Origin of the sequence: Clostridium sp. YIM B02569 (assembly GCF_022320765.1) — a bacterium.
GTDB classification, from domain to species: Bacteria; Bacillota; Clostridia; order Clostridiales; family Clostridiaceae; genus Clostridium; species Clostridium beijerinckii.
The window spans coordinates 17,777-34,451 of record NZ_JAKJJX010000017.1 but is presented as its reverse complement, the minus strand read 5'-3'; the positions used below and the strand labels follow the sequence as shown (position 1 = coordinate 34,451).

Below are 16,675 nucleotides of genomic sequence, written 5' to 3'. Positions count from 1 at the left end.
ATTTAATTAATCCCACCCACACTTTCTCTTTCTATTAGCTTCAAGGAAGTATCCTTATTCTCTTCTAACTCTTTTCCCTCTATTAAATCTAGGATTCCTTGAGCTGCTTTTATACCAATTAATTCATAATCAAAAGCTACTGTTGTAAGTGTAGGGTATGAAACACTTCCTATATCATATCCTCCAAATCCAGCTACTGAAATTTCTTCTGGAACTTTAATATTATTTTCATGTAAATATCTAAGTACTCCTAAACAAATATTATCAGTTGCACAAACTATTGCTGTGGGCTTATATTCTAATATCTGGCTAGCCTTACTGTATGCATTAGTAAATGAAAAATCAGTCTCAACAAATTGAACATTACAATCTGGATTATCTTTCTTCACGGCATCAATGAATCCAATTTTACGATCCACTCCTACTGCTATATCCCATTCATTTACTCCTAAAAATACTATATTTTTATGCCCCTTAGATTTAAAGTAACTTCCAAGTATTTTTCCTGCTTCATAATCATCTATTTTTATATAATTAGTAAACTCATTTTTTTGTCCTGTAAATATAGTTGGAATACTAAGCCTACTAATTAATTGAATATGCTTTTTAGTAATAGCCATAGAATTAATAATTATTCCATCAACCCCTTGCTGATAAAGGCTATTAATGTTTGCTAGTTCTTTCTCTATGTCTAATTCACTGATCAAGATAATTCCTTGATAATCATTTTCCATTAATTTTTTATTGATACCAGTTAATACCTTGCCTATTGTAACAGAATCGATTCTAGGAATTACAATTCCAACTAATCCACTTTTTTTAGTCTTTAATCTCTTTGCAAAAAAATTAGTTTCAAATCCGGTCTTTTCAATCGCTTCTTTTATCTTCTTAGCATTTTCTTCGCTCACATATCCATTATTCAAATATCTAGAAACACTACTCTTTGAAACATTAACCATATTAGCAATATCTTGAATTGTGACTTTTCGATCCATATTATCCTCCATATATGTTTTATATAAATATTATTATATATCATTAATACATATTATTGAAAAGATAACTTATAAACTTATATGGATATTAATATATAAAATATAGCTTTATATAGCTTGATAGATTTAGCAAGCAAAATTATCCCTGCTAAATCTATCTATAATTCATCTAAATATTTTTTATTATTCCTATTCTTCTGGCTTGAAGAAGAACAATGTTAAGCAAAAAGCAACAGCTATAGCTACAACGTTAACTAAAATGTAACTTCCAAGATTGTTCACATATAATAGCATACCTGGTAATGCTGTAATTCCCATTCCTGTACCTGCTAGATGAAGTATTCCTGAAAGCATTCCTCCAACTGCCCCTCCTGCACATCCAAATATAAATGGTTTTATGAATCTTAAGTTAACACCAAATATTGCTGGTTCAGTAATACCTAAAAATGCTGGAATTGCCGATGAAATATATAATGAGCGCTTCTTTTTATCTTTTGTTTTGACGGCTACTGCTAAAGCTGCCGCACCTTGTGCTACAATACCACAAGTTATCATTGCATTAAATGCATCTTTTCCTGTGCTGGATAGTAATTCAACTTCTAAAGCATTTAATGCATGGTGAACTCCAGTAACAACTATAAGTTGATGTACTCCTCCTACAACTAGTCCACCTAATCCAAATGGAAGCCCCATGAATCCTTTGATTGCTCCAAATATTAATTGCTCAGCATTATGCATAATTGGCCCAACTATTAATAATCCTAGTACCATTGAAAATAATAATGTAATAAATGGAGTTACTATTAGATCCAATACATCTGGAACTACTTTCTTAAGTGCCTTTTGAGTTTTAGCTGCAATAATTCCTAATACTAATGCTGGCAATACAGATCCTTGGTATCCAACTACAGGAATATTTAATCCTAGTATAGTTAGATTAATTGGCGTTGCTGTTCCCGCTGCCACAGCATAAGCATTTGGTAAACTTGGTGATACGAGCATTAATCCTATTACTATACCTATTACTGGTGTACCTCCAAACTTTTTCATGGTTGACCATGCAACTAATGCTGGTAAAAATGCAAAAGCAGTATCTGTTAATACTTGAGTAAAGAGAACAAAATTCTCATTCATTTGAACTCCTAGATTTGTCAAAAGACCTCTTAGTCCCATAAACAAACCTGTTGCGACTAATACTGGTATTATAGGTACAAATACATCTCCAAAAGTTCTAGATATTTTTTGAATTAATGTCATTTGGCTATAAGCTTCCTCTTTATTATTTCCAGTTACTAAGTCAGAATTTTGTCCAACTATGACATCATAAACTTTATTTACAAATCCTGTTCCAAGAATTATTTGGTATTGCGCTGCCGAGAAAAATTGTCCTTTTACACCATCAATATTTTCAATAGCTTTTTCATTTATTTTTTCCTTATCATTAAGTATAAGTCTTAATCTAGTTGCACAATGTTCTACTGATTTTATATTTTCTTTTCCACCAATATTCTCTAGAATTTCTTTTGCTACTATTTGTTCCTTCATTAATGTCCCCTCCTAATTCAATCAACCTTGAAAACCGTTTTCATGTTAATATGATACCAGTTCCATATATAATGTGTCAATACGTTTTTTACCTAAATAATAAATTATATAAATTTCCTTTCTCCCCCATGTACAATGCATGGTTTCTAATATATTATCCATTACGCCTTCCTATTCATATGATTTATATTTTCGAAAACTATAATTCATCTTATGTGGTACTGTTCCCACTATTATTGCTAATTTTAAGAATTAAATTTATATATAAAACAATTAGTTCTTAGAACATAAAAAAAGTGTACTCCTTTTTGTAGTTTAAGGAATACACTTATTAACTATACTGTATTTTTAAAATGTAATTTTTTGAACATAAATTATCTTGACTATTTTTTCAAGTTCTTCATTTAAGGCTAATTGTATTATTTTATTGTTGTTTAATTCAAAAGTATAAATCTTTAGTCCATTTATATTAGTATTATAATACGCTGCCACCCCGCTCTTAAGAGCATCTTTCCGTTCTGTAAGATATACTTTTCTCACATCATCTCTACTAATCTTTTGGGCAATCTTTCTTCTACTTGCATTGTAGACCTTAGTTATTGTTATATCACCATTATATAACTCATACTCATAATCAATATACATAAAGTAACTTCCCACAAAAAATATTAATGCTACTATTATTAGCGCTATTCCGATTATTGGTGATGCAAAAACAATCATTAATCCAACTACTAAAAAAACAATTGAAATCTTTTGGAGTATGTTACTAATTCTCTTAGGCTTATCTGATGGAATAAACTGTTCTAAAACAACTTCCATATTCTCACTCCCCCTTTAAACAGTTATATCTATAGTAAATATTTTAAATTAATTTATATCATGTAGTAAGCATAAAATCAAAATTTATTTCAATGAAAATTTCATTTTATCATTACTTAATTACTATTATACATACTAATAGCAATTAATTATATTAGTTCTTTTACTTTTTGTGAAATATTACATAGATTTCATATAAATTTCTATAATCTAGCAACTATACATTCATATCCTTTTATTAATAATGAGATGCATAAGAACAGATGAAAATTTTCATCTGTTCTTTACCACTGAAGCAATCTATCTATCTCATTTTCCTGCTCACTATCTATTTTTATAGATTCTTTTTCGTCTATGGATATAGCTGCCTCATCAATTTTATCATCACTAACTTTTTTAATCGTTGAAGGTATCATAGTACCTCTCATTTTTTCACCTATTAGTACAGTTATATATGCAGAAAAATCTAAACCCAGAGATTTAGCTTCTTTAGATGCAAATTCCTTAATATGGGGAGCTAAAGTAATTGTAGTTTTTAACTTTTTACACATTCTTACTCTTACCTATTATGTCATAAGTTTTTACATTAATCATCTGTGCATCATCTAATACTCTATAGTCTTTTAAATAATTTTTAAGCAATAAGGCTCCCCCACCTATGAAAACAAATCTCGAATATTTCGATTGCTCTGGAAATGCCTGTTTTATGGCATTTATTATTTCTCCTGCTCTCAAACTTAATACATTATCAATATCCTTGCTTACGTCTATTTCCTTTCCTTCTACAAATATAGCTTTATCTGCAATTATTTGTTCTGCTTTCATACGATTAGAGTAGTTGACTCCATATTTGGTTAACTCTTGTAGAAGTACATCATATGTCGGATTCACTCCCAATGGATACGTTCTACCTTCTTTAAATTGGCCATTGCTCATATATGCTATATCTAGTGTACCACCACCTATATCTACTACTAGCGTATCCTTTTCTACTAATGATTTATCATATAAAAATAATCCTGCCGACTGAGGAAATACAATTACTTTGGTAATTGTAAAACTTCTATTTTCTCCATTAAGTTTCATAAAGACTCGTCTATTTTCAAGAGCTTTTATCAGAGAATTCTTTTGTTCTGCAAAAAATTGAGCAGGAAGTCCTGTTATAACCCTTACATTGTTATCTATTGTTGAACTCATTGTAGCTGCTATAGCTGTATATAGGCAAATATGAAATATAATATCCTTATCTCTTGAATGTTCTATGCTGGTAAATCCATCATCATTACCAATTAAATATGTTTTATTATTGTACTCAACAGTATATTTAGCCGTCTCTAACTCGTGCATCTTTTCTTTTACTGTCGATGAAAAGGAGCCTTCTATGTTATGTCCAATAAAATTTGTTGTATTGTAGCCTATGTCTGCACTGATTCTCATTTTTTAATCCCCCTTTTTTACTTTTACATTCTATTTGAATATCTTTTTATGGCGTTTATACCACCGTTCACCTAAAAATTATTTATCCTTATGAAATGTTTCTCCATTAATATTCCTTTGTATGTAGTTTATATAGCTATCATACTGCTAGTATCTTAGGCCATTAAACAGTATTTGTACAATGTATTGCTTGTCTATACTTTATATACAAGCAGGTAAAACTCAAGATCAACTTACTATTCTTTGGATTCTAAATTCAAATTAATATCTCCGTTTATTTCAGATAATTCAGATTCACTAATCGATTTCATCATATTAAATAGCATAAATTCTGTAATAGTCATTCCTTGCTTTCTAGCCATTCTTTTTATAGCTAGCTTCTGTTCTGTTGTAACTCTGAGCATTATGGTAGCATCTTTCATCGTATCCCCCCATTCTACGTAATGTATATAATGTAATTACGATTTATACATTACATACAATATCACACTTGTTTTACATTTTTTGTAAAAATATAGCATAAAAATTATAAAATCTCTCGACTTCTTTCGTATTTTGTTTTTTATATTATATAAACATTATCACTTGCGTAAGTCACTCCAGTATATAGACTTGACTCTCTTGCCAGTATATTGATTTATACAAAGGATTATTTAACAACTATAATCTTAGAGAATAAAAAATAATCTAGAGCATATATTCGCATATTATACTCTAGATTATTTAAATCAACCTTCATAATTTATCATTTTAATTTATTGTATCTTTAATAAACTAGTTGTACTCTAGTAGGATTATCTCATTTGCCTTCATATCCAAATCAATATGGATATCCACAATTTTATGATTATTAAGTTCTGATATTACCAGCATAGTAATATCGTCTAAGCCCTTTTCCTTAATAAATTTTCTGTCAAAGCTTAAAAGAAGATCACCTTTTTTTACTGCGTTTCCTTCTTCGCAATATAGTTCAAAACCTTCTCCGTTTAGAGCTATAGTATCAATTCCCACGTGAATTAGAAATTCTACTCCATCTTTGGTCCTTATTCCAACAGCATGCTTACTTTCCTTCATAACTGCCGCTATCGTTCCATCACAAGGTGAATATATTTTTCCTTCACTTGGTTTAATCGCAACTCCTTCCCCCATCATTTTTTGTGAGAACACTTCATCATTAACCTGACTTAGGTCAACACTTACACCATTAGCAAAAGCATAAAATACTTTATTCTTATTTTTATTAAACAAATTCTTAAACATACATACTCCTACTTTAATTCCGGCCAATAGCCCTTATTAACTTCAATAAGATCATCTAATAATAATTTAGCAACTCTAGCACTTGCTACAGTCTTAGATAAAGTAAGTGCCTGCCATAATTTCAAATAGCTATTTTCAATCCATGCCTCAACAACTAATTTTTCTACTGATACTTGTTGCTCCATTAATCCCTTTTGGAATTGTGGAATTTCTCCTTGTGCTAAAGGTTCTGGCCCATCACTTCCAACAATGCATGGAACTTCCACCATAGCTGTAGAATCAAAATTAGAAATAGCACCTTTATTTTCTACAATGCATAACATTCTTTCATGAGTGTTATAGGCAATCGCTCTAGCTAAATCTACGATAAAGGTAGCATGAGCATCAATATGGAATTCTCCGCCTTTTGCTGTTCCTGCCTTTGTAATAGCACGTGCTGCATTGAATACATCTTTTTCTCTTCCGTCCATTACTTCGTTTGCCCTAGAATATTCTGCATTAGAATGCTCTACAACATAATCTGGATATAGATAGTATTTTAAGTAAGTATTAGGTAAAAATCTTGGGTCTACTGCTAATAAATCCTTTGCTTTTTTATGAGTTTCCTGCCAGCTTGGATCAGTATGTTGTGTCTCTACTTCTTTTACTGTTAAGTAGCCATTTTCTGCAACATAAGCTTTAATCCTGTCTGTTAAGTCATTACCTTGTTTATCTTTAATGCTAGTCCACCATCCAAAATGGTTTAAACCAAAGTATTTAACTTCTAAATCACTTGGTTCTAGGTTCACAATACCAGCCATACGACGAAGTGTTCCAACCGGCATGTCACAAATGTTTAATACCTTCGAATTTGGTTTTAATCTGCGGCAGGCTTCAGCAACAATTGATGCTGGGTTAGAGTAATTCAACATCCAACAGTCTGGTGAATATTTTTCCATCAAATCTATTAACTCTAGCATACCTCCTATACTTCTCATTCCATAAGCAATTCCTCCTGCTCCACAAGTTTCTTGACCAAGCACTCCATATTTTAAAGGAATCTTTTCATCCTTCTCACGCATTTCATATTTTCCAACACGTATATGGGCCATACAGAAATCAACATCTGTAAATGCTTCTTTGGGATCTGTTGTATAAGAAAATTCGATATCTGGTGCATTTTCTTTTAATACAATTTTTAAAGCTTCACCAATGACACCTTGACGCTCAGCATCATTATCATATAATTTTAATTTTCTAATTGGAAAACGGTGTAGATTATCTAATAGCATCATAACTATTCCTGGAGTGAATGTGCTTCCTCCTCCTGCAATAACAATAGAATGTTTTTTCATATATATTACCTCTTTCCTTTAATTTATATTATTCTTCAAATATTTCTACGATTTAAATTATTATTCTCCTACAATTCCTAGTGCTTCATCCACTATAGATCTTATTCTAGTTACATGTAATCCATAAATTACTTGAACATTTTCTCCTTTTTTAACTACTCCTGTAGCCCCTGTTCCCTTTAATGTAGCTTCATCAACTTTTGATGTGTCATCAAGGATTAATCTTAGTCTTGTGAAACAGTTATCTACTTTTTTAATATTTTCCTTTCCTCCTAGGGCCTCTATTATTACAAAAGCTTCATTTCCTGATGTTGATTCTTTATCTCCAGCCCCTTGGCCTACTGTTACTTTATCCTTATAATCTTGCTTGGTATAAAGTTTAACTTCTTCATTACTGTCTTCTCTTCCAGTAGTCTTTAAGTTAAGCTTAACTATTAGAAATCTAAATATCACATAGTAAACTACAAACTGTACTATACCTACTAAAATAAACATTGGCCAACCTGTTTTTTCTATGCCTAATGGTAAATTATAAAGTAAGAAATCTATAAATCCATTAGGTGCTATAGCCCTTACGTTTAATATATTTAAAGCTACCATTCCAAGACCGCTTAAAACTGCATGTACTCCAAATAATATTGGTGCTGTAAATAAGAATGAAAATTCAATTGGTTCTGTAACACCTGCTATTATTGAAGTTACTGCTGCTGGTATAAGAATCGCTCTAGCCTTCTTTTTCTTATCAGCATCAGCTGTGTGATAAAGTGCTAAACACGCTCCTACTAATCCAAACATCTTTGATAATCCTCTAGCATCCCATATAACTGTGCTAGATAAAACTTTAATTGAAGGATCTGCAATTTGTGCAAAATAAATGTTTCTTGCTCCTTCTATCGCCTTCCCCCCTATAGTCTCTATTCCTCCAAGCTGACTATATAAGAATGGAGTATATACCAAATGATGCAATCCTGTTGGTATTAAAAGTCTTTCTAGTGTTCCATACATAAATACTCCAAAATTACCACTCTTTTGTATGTAATACCCTAAACTTGATATTCCCCACTGTACTGATGGCCAAACATAAGAAAGTATAACAGCTAATACAACAACTACTGGAATTAAAATTAAGAATACTAATCTTGAACCCCCATATATTTGAAATGCTCCATTAAATTCTTTCTTGCAATATTTATTATGAAAATACGCTACCACTATACCTAAAATTATTCCTAAAAAAACTCCCATATCCAAAACTTGAGTTCCAAGTACAATCGCCTGCCCAGAACCTCTTAAATTATCTGGATTTACTAACTTCCCTGATAAACTTAAGAAAATATTCATGGCATTATTAAATATTAAGTAAACTAGTACTGATGTGAAACCTGATTCTGCTTTTTTCTCTTTTGCAAGTCCTACAGCTAAACCAACACAGAATATTATTCCAAGGTTTGATAGTATAGGAACCAAGGATCCTGATAATATTTTTCCAAATCCAAATATCACACTATTTTTTAAGAACGGTGCATATTCTGCTAATTTGGTATTTGTGAGAATATTTCCAAAAGCTATTAATATACCTACAATCGGAAGTATTAATACTGGAATAAACATAGCCTTAGAAAATCTTTGCATAGCATTCATAATTTTATCCTTCATATATTCCACCTCTTATCAATTATTGTGTCATCCATAGGCTCATTATATATACGTTTTCATTGAATTAAAATAGATTTCAAGCATTAAGAAACCTGTTAGCTTAAAAGATAACAGGTTTCTTGATTTGACTATTTATTTTCTTTTCTTGTTTCTTGATAATATCTGTAAATTAAGTATTCCATAAACATAAGCATATTTGCAAAAAATGAGTTAGGCAGCACATTACTGTCATCTAATTTATGCATATCAAATATCTTAAATGAAATATCTGAAAGAGCTGAAATACTGTTTTCTACTTCCTTTGTGAAGGAAATTACTACTTTATTTTTCTTCTTCGCCACTTGAACCTTATCTAATACTTCTTTAGTCTCTCCAGATTTTGATATTACTATTAATGTTTCCATGTCTTCTAGATTATTTTCAAAACTCCCCTTAGAATCTATTAATATGCTCTTTATCCCTACCCCAAGCAGCTTTTTGTTAAAGTATTCTCCAGTGATTTCAGAGTAGCCTCTTGCATAAATAAAAATATACTTTTTGGTTCCACTTGCTAATATTTCTATAAACCTTTTTACATTTTCCTCATCTGTATATTTAGATAAAAACTTAATATCAGTACCTATTAATGCTTCTGACTCTTCTATAATTCCCGTGCCACCACCATCTATTAGTGGTGTTATATTATAAATCATATCTATAAATCCTGTAAAACCTAATTTTTTTGAAAGTCTCATAATAGTTGATGTAGATGTGTAGTTTTCAGCAGCAACCCCTCTAACGCCAAGATCCATTACACTATCAATATTATTGATTATATATTCTAATACTTGTTCTTCTATCGGTGTGATTTTTTTATTATTAACAATTTTGCTTAGATCAACTTTCATTTTTAATCATCCTCTAATTATTATACGATTTCAATAGTTGCAATAACATTATTGTAATACATTACTATCTTACTATTCAATCTTAGCACACTATTATATATGTTGTCATAACTACTTCCTTGTTCCTATATTCCATTCAAATACTTTTATATGGGAATTGTAATACAATCTACTTATAAATTGCTTATCTAAATGCAATACTTATTTTAGTATTCTTTTTTATGTCATTAGTATGGTTCTTATACCTCAATTACCTTATACAAAGTCCAAATATCCTTAATCTTACCTAGAAAAATATGTACTGTATTGCTTGTTTATACAATATACACAACATTTAATTTATAAAAATTTTATTTTATCTACTTAGAATATAACTTCTTAATCTATATGTAATTATAGATTAAGAAACATACTACTCGAAGTTTATTTATATTCTTAGTATCAAAATATGAAAAACATATTATTAACTTATATGAACGCTGGATATTCCTCACTGCGAAATTAGTCTATTTATATAATCCAAATCTAAAGTATTTTCAATAATTTTATATTCTTTATTAGAATTATTAATATTATTAGCAATACTGATATATTCCTTGCCTTGTATAATAACTTCAGCAGATATACTATTTTTATCGTAAATATATATATGATAAGAAACTTTTGTCCTATTTGATATGCTACCATAATGTTGAATTAGTTTTATTTTAGATAAATTAAATAAAATATCGTTTATCTCAATCTTATCTTTAATTGTTTTATCTTCGCCTCCCGATGTACTTCTAATCTCAATTTCCTCTATATTTTCCTTGTTATAATTACTAAATAAAAAATCATTTAAAGTTCCTTTTCTAGGATATAAAGAATATGATGAGCAAACTATTAGCACAGTAATAAAGAATATGCATATACTTAATCTTTTTCTCATGATAATTCTCCTACATAAGTAAAGAAATACTTAAAGTTCTTATTACTTTAAGTATTTCTTTTACTTATTATCTTATATTTATTGTAATGGCTTTATCATAATTGCTAATAGTAGGAAATTTTCTAGGATATGCTGTATCAGGGTTGTTAAAAGAAGTTCTTGGGATTATCGTTACACTTCTCATATCAGTTGTGTCAACAAAATAATTTAACATTATACTTTTATCAGATCCATGACCATCTGATTCCTTAATCTTATTTCCTTTATCATCCGTAAGTTCCCATGATGCCATATCTGTAGTATCACTAAAACTATCGATATCACTGCCTCCTGTAAATTCAATTCTGTATGGGAATATTTTTATATTGTGCACATATAGTTCATGGCTATCTATTACTAGAGTCTGATTAATATCCTTGGCTAAAATCGGCTTGTCTATTTGAGATGCGCCAATTGCAAAATTGAATTTCCAATTCCCTGTTACATACGAGTCAATATTGGATGTACTAGTTACCCCTATCCTATCATAATCTATTGAAATATTTAAATTTTGACTTGTATCTATATTGTCTAAGTAAATATGTGTCACTATATCACAAGTTCCATCATCGTTATGGATATAATCGTACTTAAATTTATTTGTTTCATTATTTATTATCTTTCCATTAATAGATATACTTGGTTTCAACTCTTGTGCATAATCACCTCTTTCTTTACTATCCAAATGTGTTGTAAAAGTAAGCATATGAGTATCTGCATAACAATCAGATAGAGTAACCTTAATTCCCTTATCTTCAACAGTTTTTCCAATCACTATTTTAGATTTTTCAGGTATTGAATAATTTTCTTTTTCTGAAACAGAATTTCCGCTAGCATCTTGAATTGCAGATGTATTATTAACTACTGCAGCACTAGAATATTGGCAATTACCTGCAGTAATTACTGAAATAAGTGCAATTGCTCCAATAAGTAAACTTTTAGATTTTTTATTTCGAAAACCTACTTTTATTTTTTTCATTATCTTATTCCTCCCACATAACTTTTCATTTTTTTGATATCACTGCAAGTCCACTTTTAATAATAATTAAAAATGATCTTCTGTTATCATTCGTTCTTTATTGACAGCCTCCTTTCTTGTTGTAAATAATATTAAATTATACGCCTAATTCCTATTTCATACAAATAATTACATATATTGAAATAGCTTGTTGGTAGATTTGAGAGAAAAGCACTATCTCTTATCTCTTGATTCCTCATCTCTTTTACATTTATAAATCCAAATTCTTTGATATAGGATGCTAGCATTTAATATCAAGTATTAGCGTATATATGCACTAAACTCCTAAAATATTTATCTATATTTTTTTGACTTTCCTTTTAAGAATCAGTATGAAAACTTTTGTTCATTTTTTTGTTTAATTTCTTATTATTTTTTGCTTATCAAAATAAAATAGTGCAACTACAGTACAATTTTAAGCTCTATTTCTTTTTCGCCTAACATGATTTTTATTTCCTCTACTTAATTTAATATTTACTTTGAGTATTTTTATTTTAGTTCCTCTAGTTGTTCCTTTTTATATAATTTCATCATCGTTAGTACCTCTTCAAAATAGAAAAAGGAATACTCAAAGTTCCTATTACTCTAAGTATCCCTTTTATACCAAATTGTAATATATATTTGATTATATTTTTTAATTCACTAATATATACTAACTTACACTCCAAGAAATTTTTCTTCTGTCGAAAGCCTTAATACAACTTCTTCCTCTTTCTATTCCAAGTTTCTCAATTCCATCATTCAGAATTAGAAATATGTACTGGCCCTCAAAGTTACGTGTCTCCTTAACGATATTACTTAACTCCATTAAATCAATATTTTCTAATTTATCATGAATTTTAAAAATTGGCATATGATATACCTTATTTATAATTAACTTAACATGAACTAAATAAAAACAAATGATCATTGCTTTCTTTATTCCAGTTCCAGGCTTTCCATTAATTCCAATTATCTTAACAGGAATTTCATCATCATTATATTTTAAATACAGTGGCAAATGGCTATCCTACTACTACATAAGTTAATTCTTTAAAATAATCATCTAAATTTTCTTTAATATCTTCCGTATCCTTAAATTAAAATATCTCGCTATATGCTTTCTAACAAGCACGGTTCCACCTGTATAAATGTAAGTTTCATAAGCTCCACCTTCTGATTAACTTAAAAATATCCTAGAAATCACTTGGTCTAGGTGCAGAAGGTCCAAGACCAATAGAACAAAGCCAATTCAGTACTACCTCATGCAGCACATTTATGTTGTCTACTTGGCAGTGTTCTAATCCGCCAAGTCTTCTATCCTCTATGGCGAAGAACGTCTTGTTTTTCGAACCAGCCTGCTCGTAATTTTTAAGAGCTTGTGTTAGCGGATTGGGCTGAACCAATATCTCTTCCGCACCGTGCATCACAAGAAGTGGGCATTCTATCTGGTGAAGCACGCCCTCAAGATTGTAGGCAAAACGAGGATTTCCAGCAAAGTCATCCAAGCTTTTTGCACCCAAAATTCTCATGCCGTGAGCAGCTAAACTTGGTGGCATCCATTTTAGCATTGCCTCCCAGTCGAACGCGTGGGTTCCTCCGTCAGAGATGACGGCAGCAATCCTGTTGTCGAATGCAGCAAATCTAAGGGAGTCATATGCCGCAAAACTCTCACCATGAACAATAATCTTGTTAGGATCCACTTCCGGTCTAGTTAGAAGAAAGTCAATTGCTCTTGAATGAAAAGCCTCGCTGTCAGCTCTTCTGCCCTTTCCTTTTTCGTACATTGAAAGACCAGTTCCAGGCTGATCATAGACCATAAAGTTATATCCACACGAAATAAAGGCAGGTCCTAACCAGAAATAGTTCTCAATTGACCACTCATCACCACCATTGAGGGCCAAAATTGTGGGCTTCGGACCTTTTATCCAAGGAGGTGAGAAAAAGTACCCATCCAACTTGACATCCTCATAATCTACTTGGATTTTCTCTGGTTTTACATCAAAGTACTTTCCAGCAGCTTCAAAGAGTTCATTTACTTTCCTAAATATACGGAGTTTCTCGGCATCATTATCCATCACAGCATATTCAGCGATTCGGTGGTAATTGCAAGCACGAATGTAACAGTTACGTGCTGTATACCAGTTTCCAACCGCTTCTGCCTCCTTACCATGCCTTTCCAAAGCGTCTGCTGTTATGAGCCATTCCCTATGCCATGTTTCCTTATCATTTGGATCTATTTTTTTGCATGCTTCATAAATTTCGGTGACGTCAGCAGCACCAAGACTTGCCAAACCTAGAGCTTTAGTTACTTGATATGACATCATATAGTTGTTTGGCCAACGGCTAAATTCAATTGACATTGCAGTATCCTCCTTCTCTAGTTATATTTATTACTTCCATCCTTCTCTGATTAAGCATAAGAGTACATGTTTCGAAATAGCGGCACCTATCTATGTCCGTGCCACGAACTTGATTCTCTACCATATCATTTCCTCCTATCAATTTACTTGTAGTTTTTACGCTACAAGTAAATTTTACGATATAAAAATAAAGCTGCCCTAAAAGGAAAATAAATCTTTATAAAGAGAATGTAAAAAATTATAAAGTATTAGGAAGCAAAAAAGCCACTGCCGGTGTTCTCTACGTTCAACCAACAGTGACCTTTAATTTATTTTAGAGAAATAAAATTAGTGTTGTACAAGTGGAAGGCTGAACTTTATACCCAGGCCACCATATTCAGAAGAATATGCATAGATTTCTCCACCATGATATTCAATAATTGATTTACAGCTTGCTAGTCCAAGTCCTATCCCACCATTTTCAATTTGCCTGGATTTATCCACAGTGAAAAATTTAAGAAATAGTGAAGATATATCCTTATCCGGTACTCCAATCCCATTATCCTCAATTTCAAAATAGGTATAAGCCCCTTGTGAGTATCCAGTCATATACACTTTCAACTCATTTTTTCCTCCATATCTTACAACATTACTGAATAGATTACCAAAGACTCGACCTATCATAATCTCATTGACCATAAGCATCATATTTTCCTTAAATAAATGTTTGTAAATAAGCTCATAGTCAAATCCTGATAGCTCATGTTCATATTCTAGAGCAATGTTCTCAAATAATTTTGATGCATTAACGGGTTTCACGGTCATGGATTCTAAATTCAGTTTCTCTTTGATGAAGCTTACAAAGTCGTTGATGAGTTCAGCCATATATTTTGACTTTTTTTGAATCAACTCATAATATTCCTGCTTTTCATTTTCTGGTAGACCCTTTTGCATGGCTAACAGTTCAGCGAAACCATTAATAGATGTTAATGGTGCTTTTAGATCATGAGCAATGGCAGCAATCATATCCATTTGCTCTTTATGTGCTAGTTGGAGCCTCTTTTCCATATTATTAAAATGATTATAAAGGTCTCCAATTTCATCATTACTCCTTAGCGCAAGTGGCGGCAATGGATGCACAATATTTATTCTTTCTAGTCTGTAATTAAGTAGTCTTATTGGTTCTTCTATGCAAAAATGGATATACATAATTAAAATAATAAAGATGAAACAGGCAATAGCAAATATGGGGAGGAGTAATACTATATATGATGGATCCAGTAATGAACTAGATATAGGTGAATATTCTGCAAAGATAAACTTCAAATAGATTCCAATTGAAGCCATAAAAACTATAAACATAACCAGAAATAGTAAAGGAAGCTTTATTTTCAGTTTCATATTATCACTCTCTTTCCTTATACTTATATCCAATTCCCCAAATTGTTTTAATAAAATCATATTCAGGACCAAGTTTCTTACGGATATTTTTTATATGAACCGTTACAGTATTTAATTCTCCGTATTCGTCTCCCCAGACATATTCATATATCCGCTCACGAGTCAATACATTATTGGGGTTATGCATGAGCATGGACAATATTTGAAATTCCTTTGTTGATAAGTTAAGCTTTTTGTTATTTAGAAATGCTTCAAAAGTCTTATCATTCAAAATGAGAGGCGAATCAATCTTTTCTCTATTTGGACTAAGTTCATTCCACTCTTTAAACAGCCTGTCGACTTTCCTGAAGTTGGCCCTTATCCTGGAATTAAGCTCCTGAATACTAAAGGGCTTTGTCATATAATCATCTGCCCCTATTTCGAGCCCAACGATTTTATCAATATCCTTATCCCGGGCGCTTAAAAACAGAATTGGAGCATTATAAGATTTTCTGATGCTTCTGCAGACATCAAGGCCATCCATATCAGGCATCATTATATCAAGAATGATGAAATCAATATTATTTTCTTTCAATACACATAAGGCCTCTTTCCCAGAATATGCCGAAATAGTTTCAAATCCTTCATAGCTTAAACTCTTTGTTATAAGTTTTACTATATCTTTATCGTCATCTATAACTAATATCTTTTTTTGCACTTTTGCACCTCCGATCTGCTTCAATAAACGTTCTCTTCTACAGGCCTTCCACACAATACTATCTCATTTATGATTATCAAGGATGATAAATTTAATGCCTTTTCAGAAGTAGTATTTAACGAAAGTGAAATCTTATTATGATTATCTGCTCTTGTTATAATTGTTCCAATTCATTTGCGAATGTCATTTTTCTCATTTGAATCAGCATAATTCCACCATAATATATTGACATAAACACCAATAAATACAATGGCTGATACAGTTAATGAGCCGAAGATTACTTATATATATTTCAGGGATTTTCAAATAAAGTACCATAGTACCCTATACAAAAA

The 16,675-nt window shown here is 31.1% G+C and carries 17 protein-coding genes; all 17 read right to left on the bottom strand.

Features of this window, described 5'->3' with window-relative positions:
- Positions 1 to 2: 2 nt before the first annotated feature.
- The 17 genes from L3B96_RS15980 to L3B96_RS15900 all read right to left on the bottom strand — a co-directional run bounded on the left by L3B96_RS15980 (position 3) and on the right by L3B96_RS15900 (position 16,340).
- Positions 3 to 995, bottom strand: coding sequence for a LacI family DNA-binding transcriptional regulator (locus L3B96_RS15980; RefSeq protein ID WP_238948053.1), 993 nt, complete (start codon positions 993 to 995; stop codon positions 3 to 5).
- A 189-nt stretch (positions 996 to 1,184) separates the two neighbouring features.
- Positions 1,185 to 2,540, bottom strand: coding sequence for a sucrose-specific PTS transporter subunit IIBC (locus L3B96_RS15975; RefSeq protein WP_012061161.1), 1,356 nt, complete (start codon positions 2,538 to 2,540; stop codon positions 1,185 to 1,187).
- A gap of 348 nt (positions 2,541 to 2,888) precedes the next feature.
- A complete protein-coding gene (locus tag L3B96_RS15970) occupies positions 2,889 to 3,362 on the bottom strand; it encodes a hypothetical protein (RefSeq protein ID WP_012061162.1) in 474 nt (157 codons plus the stop codon).
- A gap of 284 nt (positions 3,363 to 3,646) precedes the next feature.
- Positions 3,647 to 3,913: a hypothetical protein gene (locus tag L3B96_RS15965; RefSeq protein WP_012061163.1), complete on the bottom strand. Its 267-nt coding sequence runs from the start codon at positions 3,911 to 3,913 to the stop codon at positions 3,647 to 3,649.
- The gene (locus L3B96_RS15960) at positions 3,906 to 4,799 is read right to left on the bottom strand and encodes a ParM/StbA family protein (protein WP_012061164.1); all 894 of its coding nucleotides are present in this window, start codon (positions 4,797 to 4,799) and stop codon (positions 3,906 to 3,908) included. The genes L3B96_RS15965 and L3B96_RS15960 overlap by 8 nt, the downstream gene beginning before the upstream one ends.
- A gap of 236 nt (positions 4,800 to 5,035) precedes the next feature.
- A complete protein-coding gene (locus tag L3B96_RS15955; RefSeq protein ID WP_023974936.1) occupies positions 5,036 to 5,221 on the bottom strand; it encodes a DUF1778 domain-containing protein in 186 nt (61 codons plus the stop codon).
- Positions 5,222 to 5,573: 352 nt separating this feature from the next.
- Positions 5,574 to 6,059: a PTS glucose transporter subunit IIA gene (locus L3B96_RS15950; RefSeq protein WP_238948052.1), complete on the bottom strand. Its 486-nt coding sequence runs from the start codon at positions 6,057 to 6,059 to the stop codon at positions 5,574 to 5,576.
- A gap of 8 nt (positions 6,060 to 6,067) precedes the next feature.
- Positions 6,068 to 7,393 (bottom strand): 6-phospho-alpha-glucosidase, encoded by a 1,326-nt coding sequence (locus L3B96_RS15945; RefSeq protein ID WP_238948051.1) that lies wholly within the window; start codon positions 7,391 to 7,393, stop codon positions 6,068 to 6,070.
- Positions 7,394 to 7,453: 60 nt separating this feature from the next.
- The gene (locus L3B96_RS15940) at positions 7,454 to 9,049 is read right to left on the bottom strand and encodes a PTS transporter subunit EIIC (protein ID WP_238948050.1); all 1,596 of its coding nucleotides are present in this window, start codon (positions 9,047 to 9,049) and stop codon (positions 7,454 to 7,456) included.
- Positions 9,050 to 9,177: 128 nt separating this feature from the next.
- Positions 9,178 to 9,936, bottom strand: a complete 759-nt coding sequence (locus L3B96_RS15935) for a MurR/RpiR family transcriptional regulator (RefSeq protein WP_012061169.1) — start codon at positions 9,934 to 9,936, stop codon at positions 9,178 to 9,180.
- 490 nt (positions 9,937 to 10,426) lie between these two features.
- Positions 10,427 to 10,864 carry a hypothetical protein gene (locus L3B96_RS15930; protein WP_238948049.1) on the bottom strand — a complete coding sequence of 146 codons (438 nt, stop codon included), beginning with the start codon at positions 10,862 to 10,864 and terminating at the stop codon, positions 10,427 to 10,429.
- Between the two features lie 67 nt (positions 10,865 to 10,931).
- Positions 10,932 to 11,882: a DUF4179 domain-containing protein gene (locus L3B96_RS15925; protein ID WP_238948048.1), complete on the bottom strand. Its 951-nt coding sequence runs from the start codon at positions 11,880 to 11,882 to the stop codon at positions 10,932 to 10,934.
- Positions 11,883 to 12,573: 691 nt separating this feature from the next.
- Entirely contained in the window at positions 12,574 to 12,921 is a 348-nt protein-coding gene (locus L3B96_RS15920) for a DUF2326 domain-containing protein (protein WP_012061172.1), read from the bottom strand.
- A 175-nt stretch (positions 12,922 to 13,096) separates the two neighbouring features.
- Positions 13,097 to 14,263, bottom strand: a complete 1,167-nt coding sequence (locus tag L3B96_RS15915; RefSeq protein WP_017212321.1) for an alpha/beta hydrolase — start codon at positions 14,261 to 14,263, stop codon at positions 13,097 to 13,099.
- Complete coding sequence (locus L3B96_RS15910; protein ID WP_017212322.1) at positions 14,253 to 14,387, bottom strand: hypothetical protein; 135 nt, start codon at positions 14,385 to 14,387, stop codon at positions 14,253 to 14,255. Before L3B96_RS15910 ends, L3B96_RS15915 begins: the two co-directional genes overlap by 11 nt.
- A gap of 203 nt (positions 14,388 to 14,590) precedes the next feature.
- Positions 14,591 to 15,643, bottom strand: a complete 1,053-nt coding sequence (locus L3B96_RS15905; protein ID WP_238948047.1) for a HAMP domain-containing sensor histidine kinase — start codon at positions 15,641 to 15,643, stop codon at positions 14,591 to 14,593.
- Between the two features lie 4 nt (positions 15,644 to 15,647).
- A complete protein-coding gene (locus tag L3B96_RS15900) occupies positions 15,648 to 16,340 on the bottom strand; it encodes a response regulator transcription factor (RefSeq protein WP_023974945.1) in 693 nt (230 codons plus the stop codon).
- Positions 16,341 to 16,675: the final 335 nt, after the last annotated feature.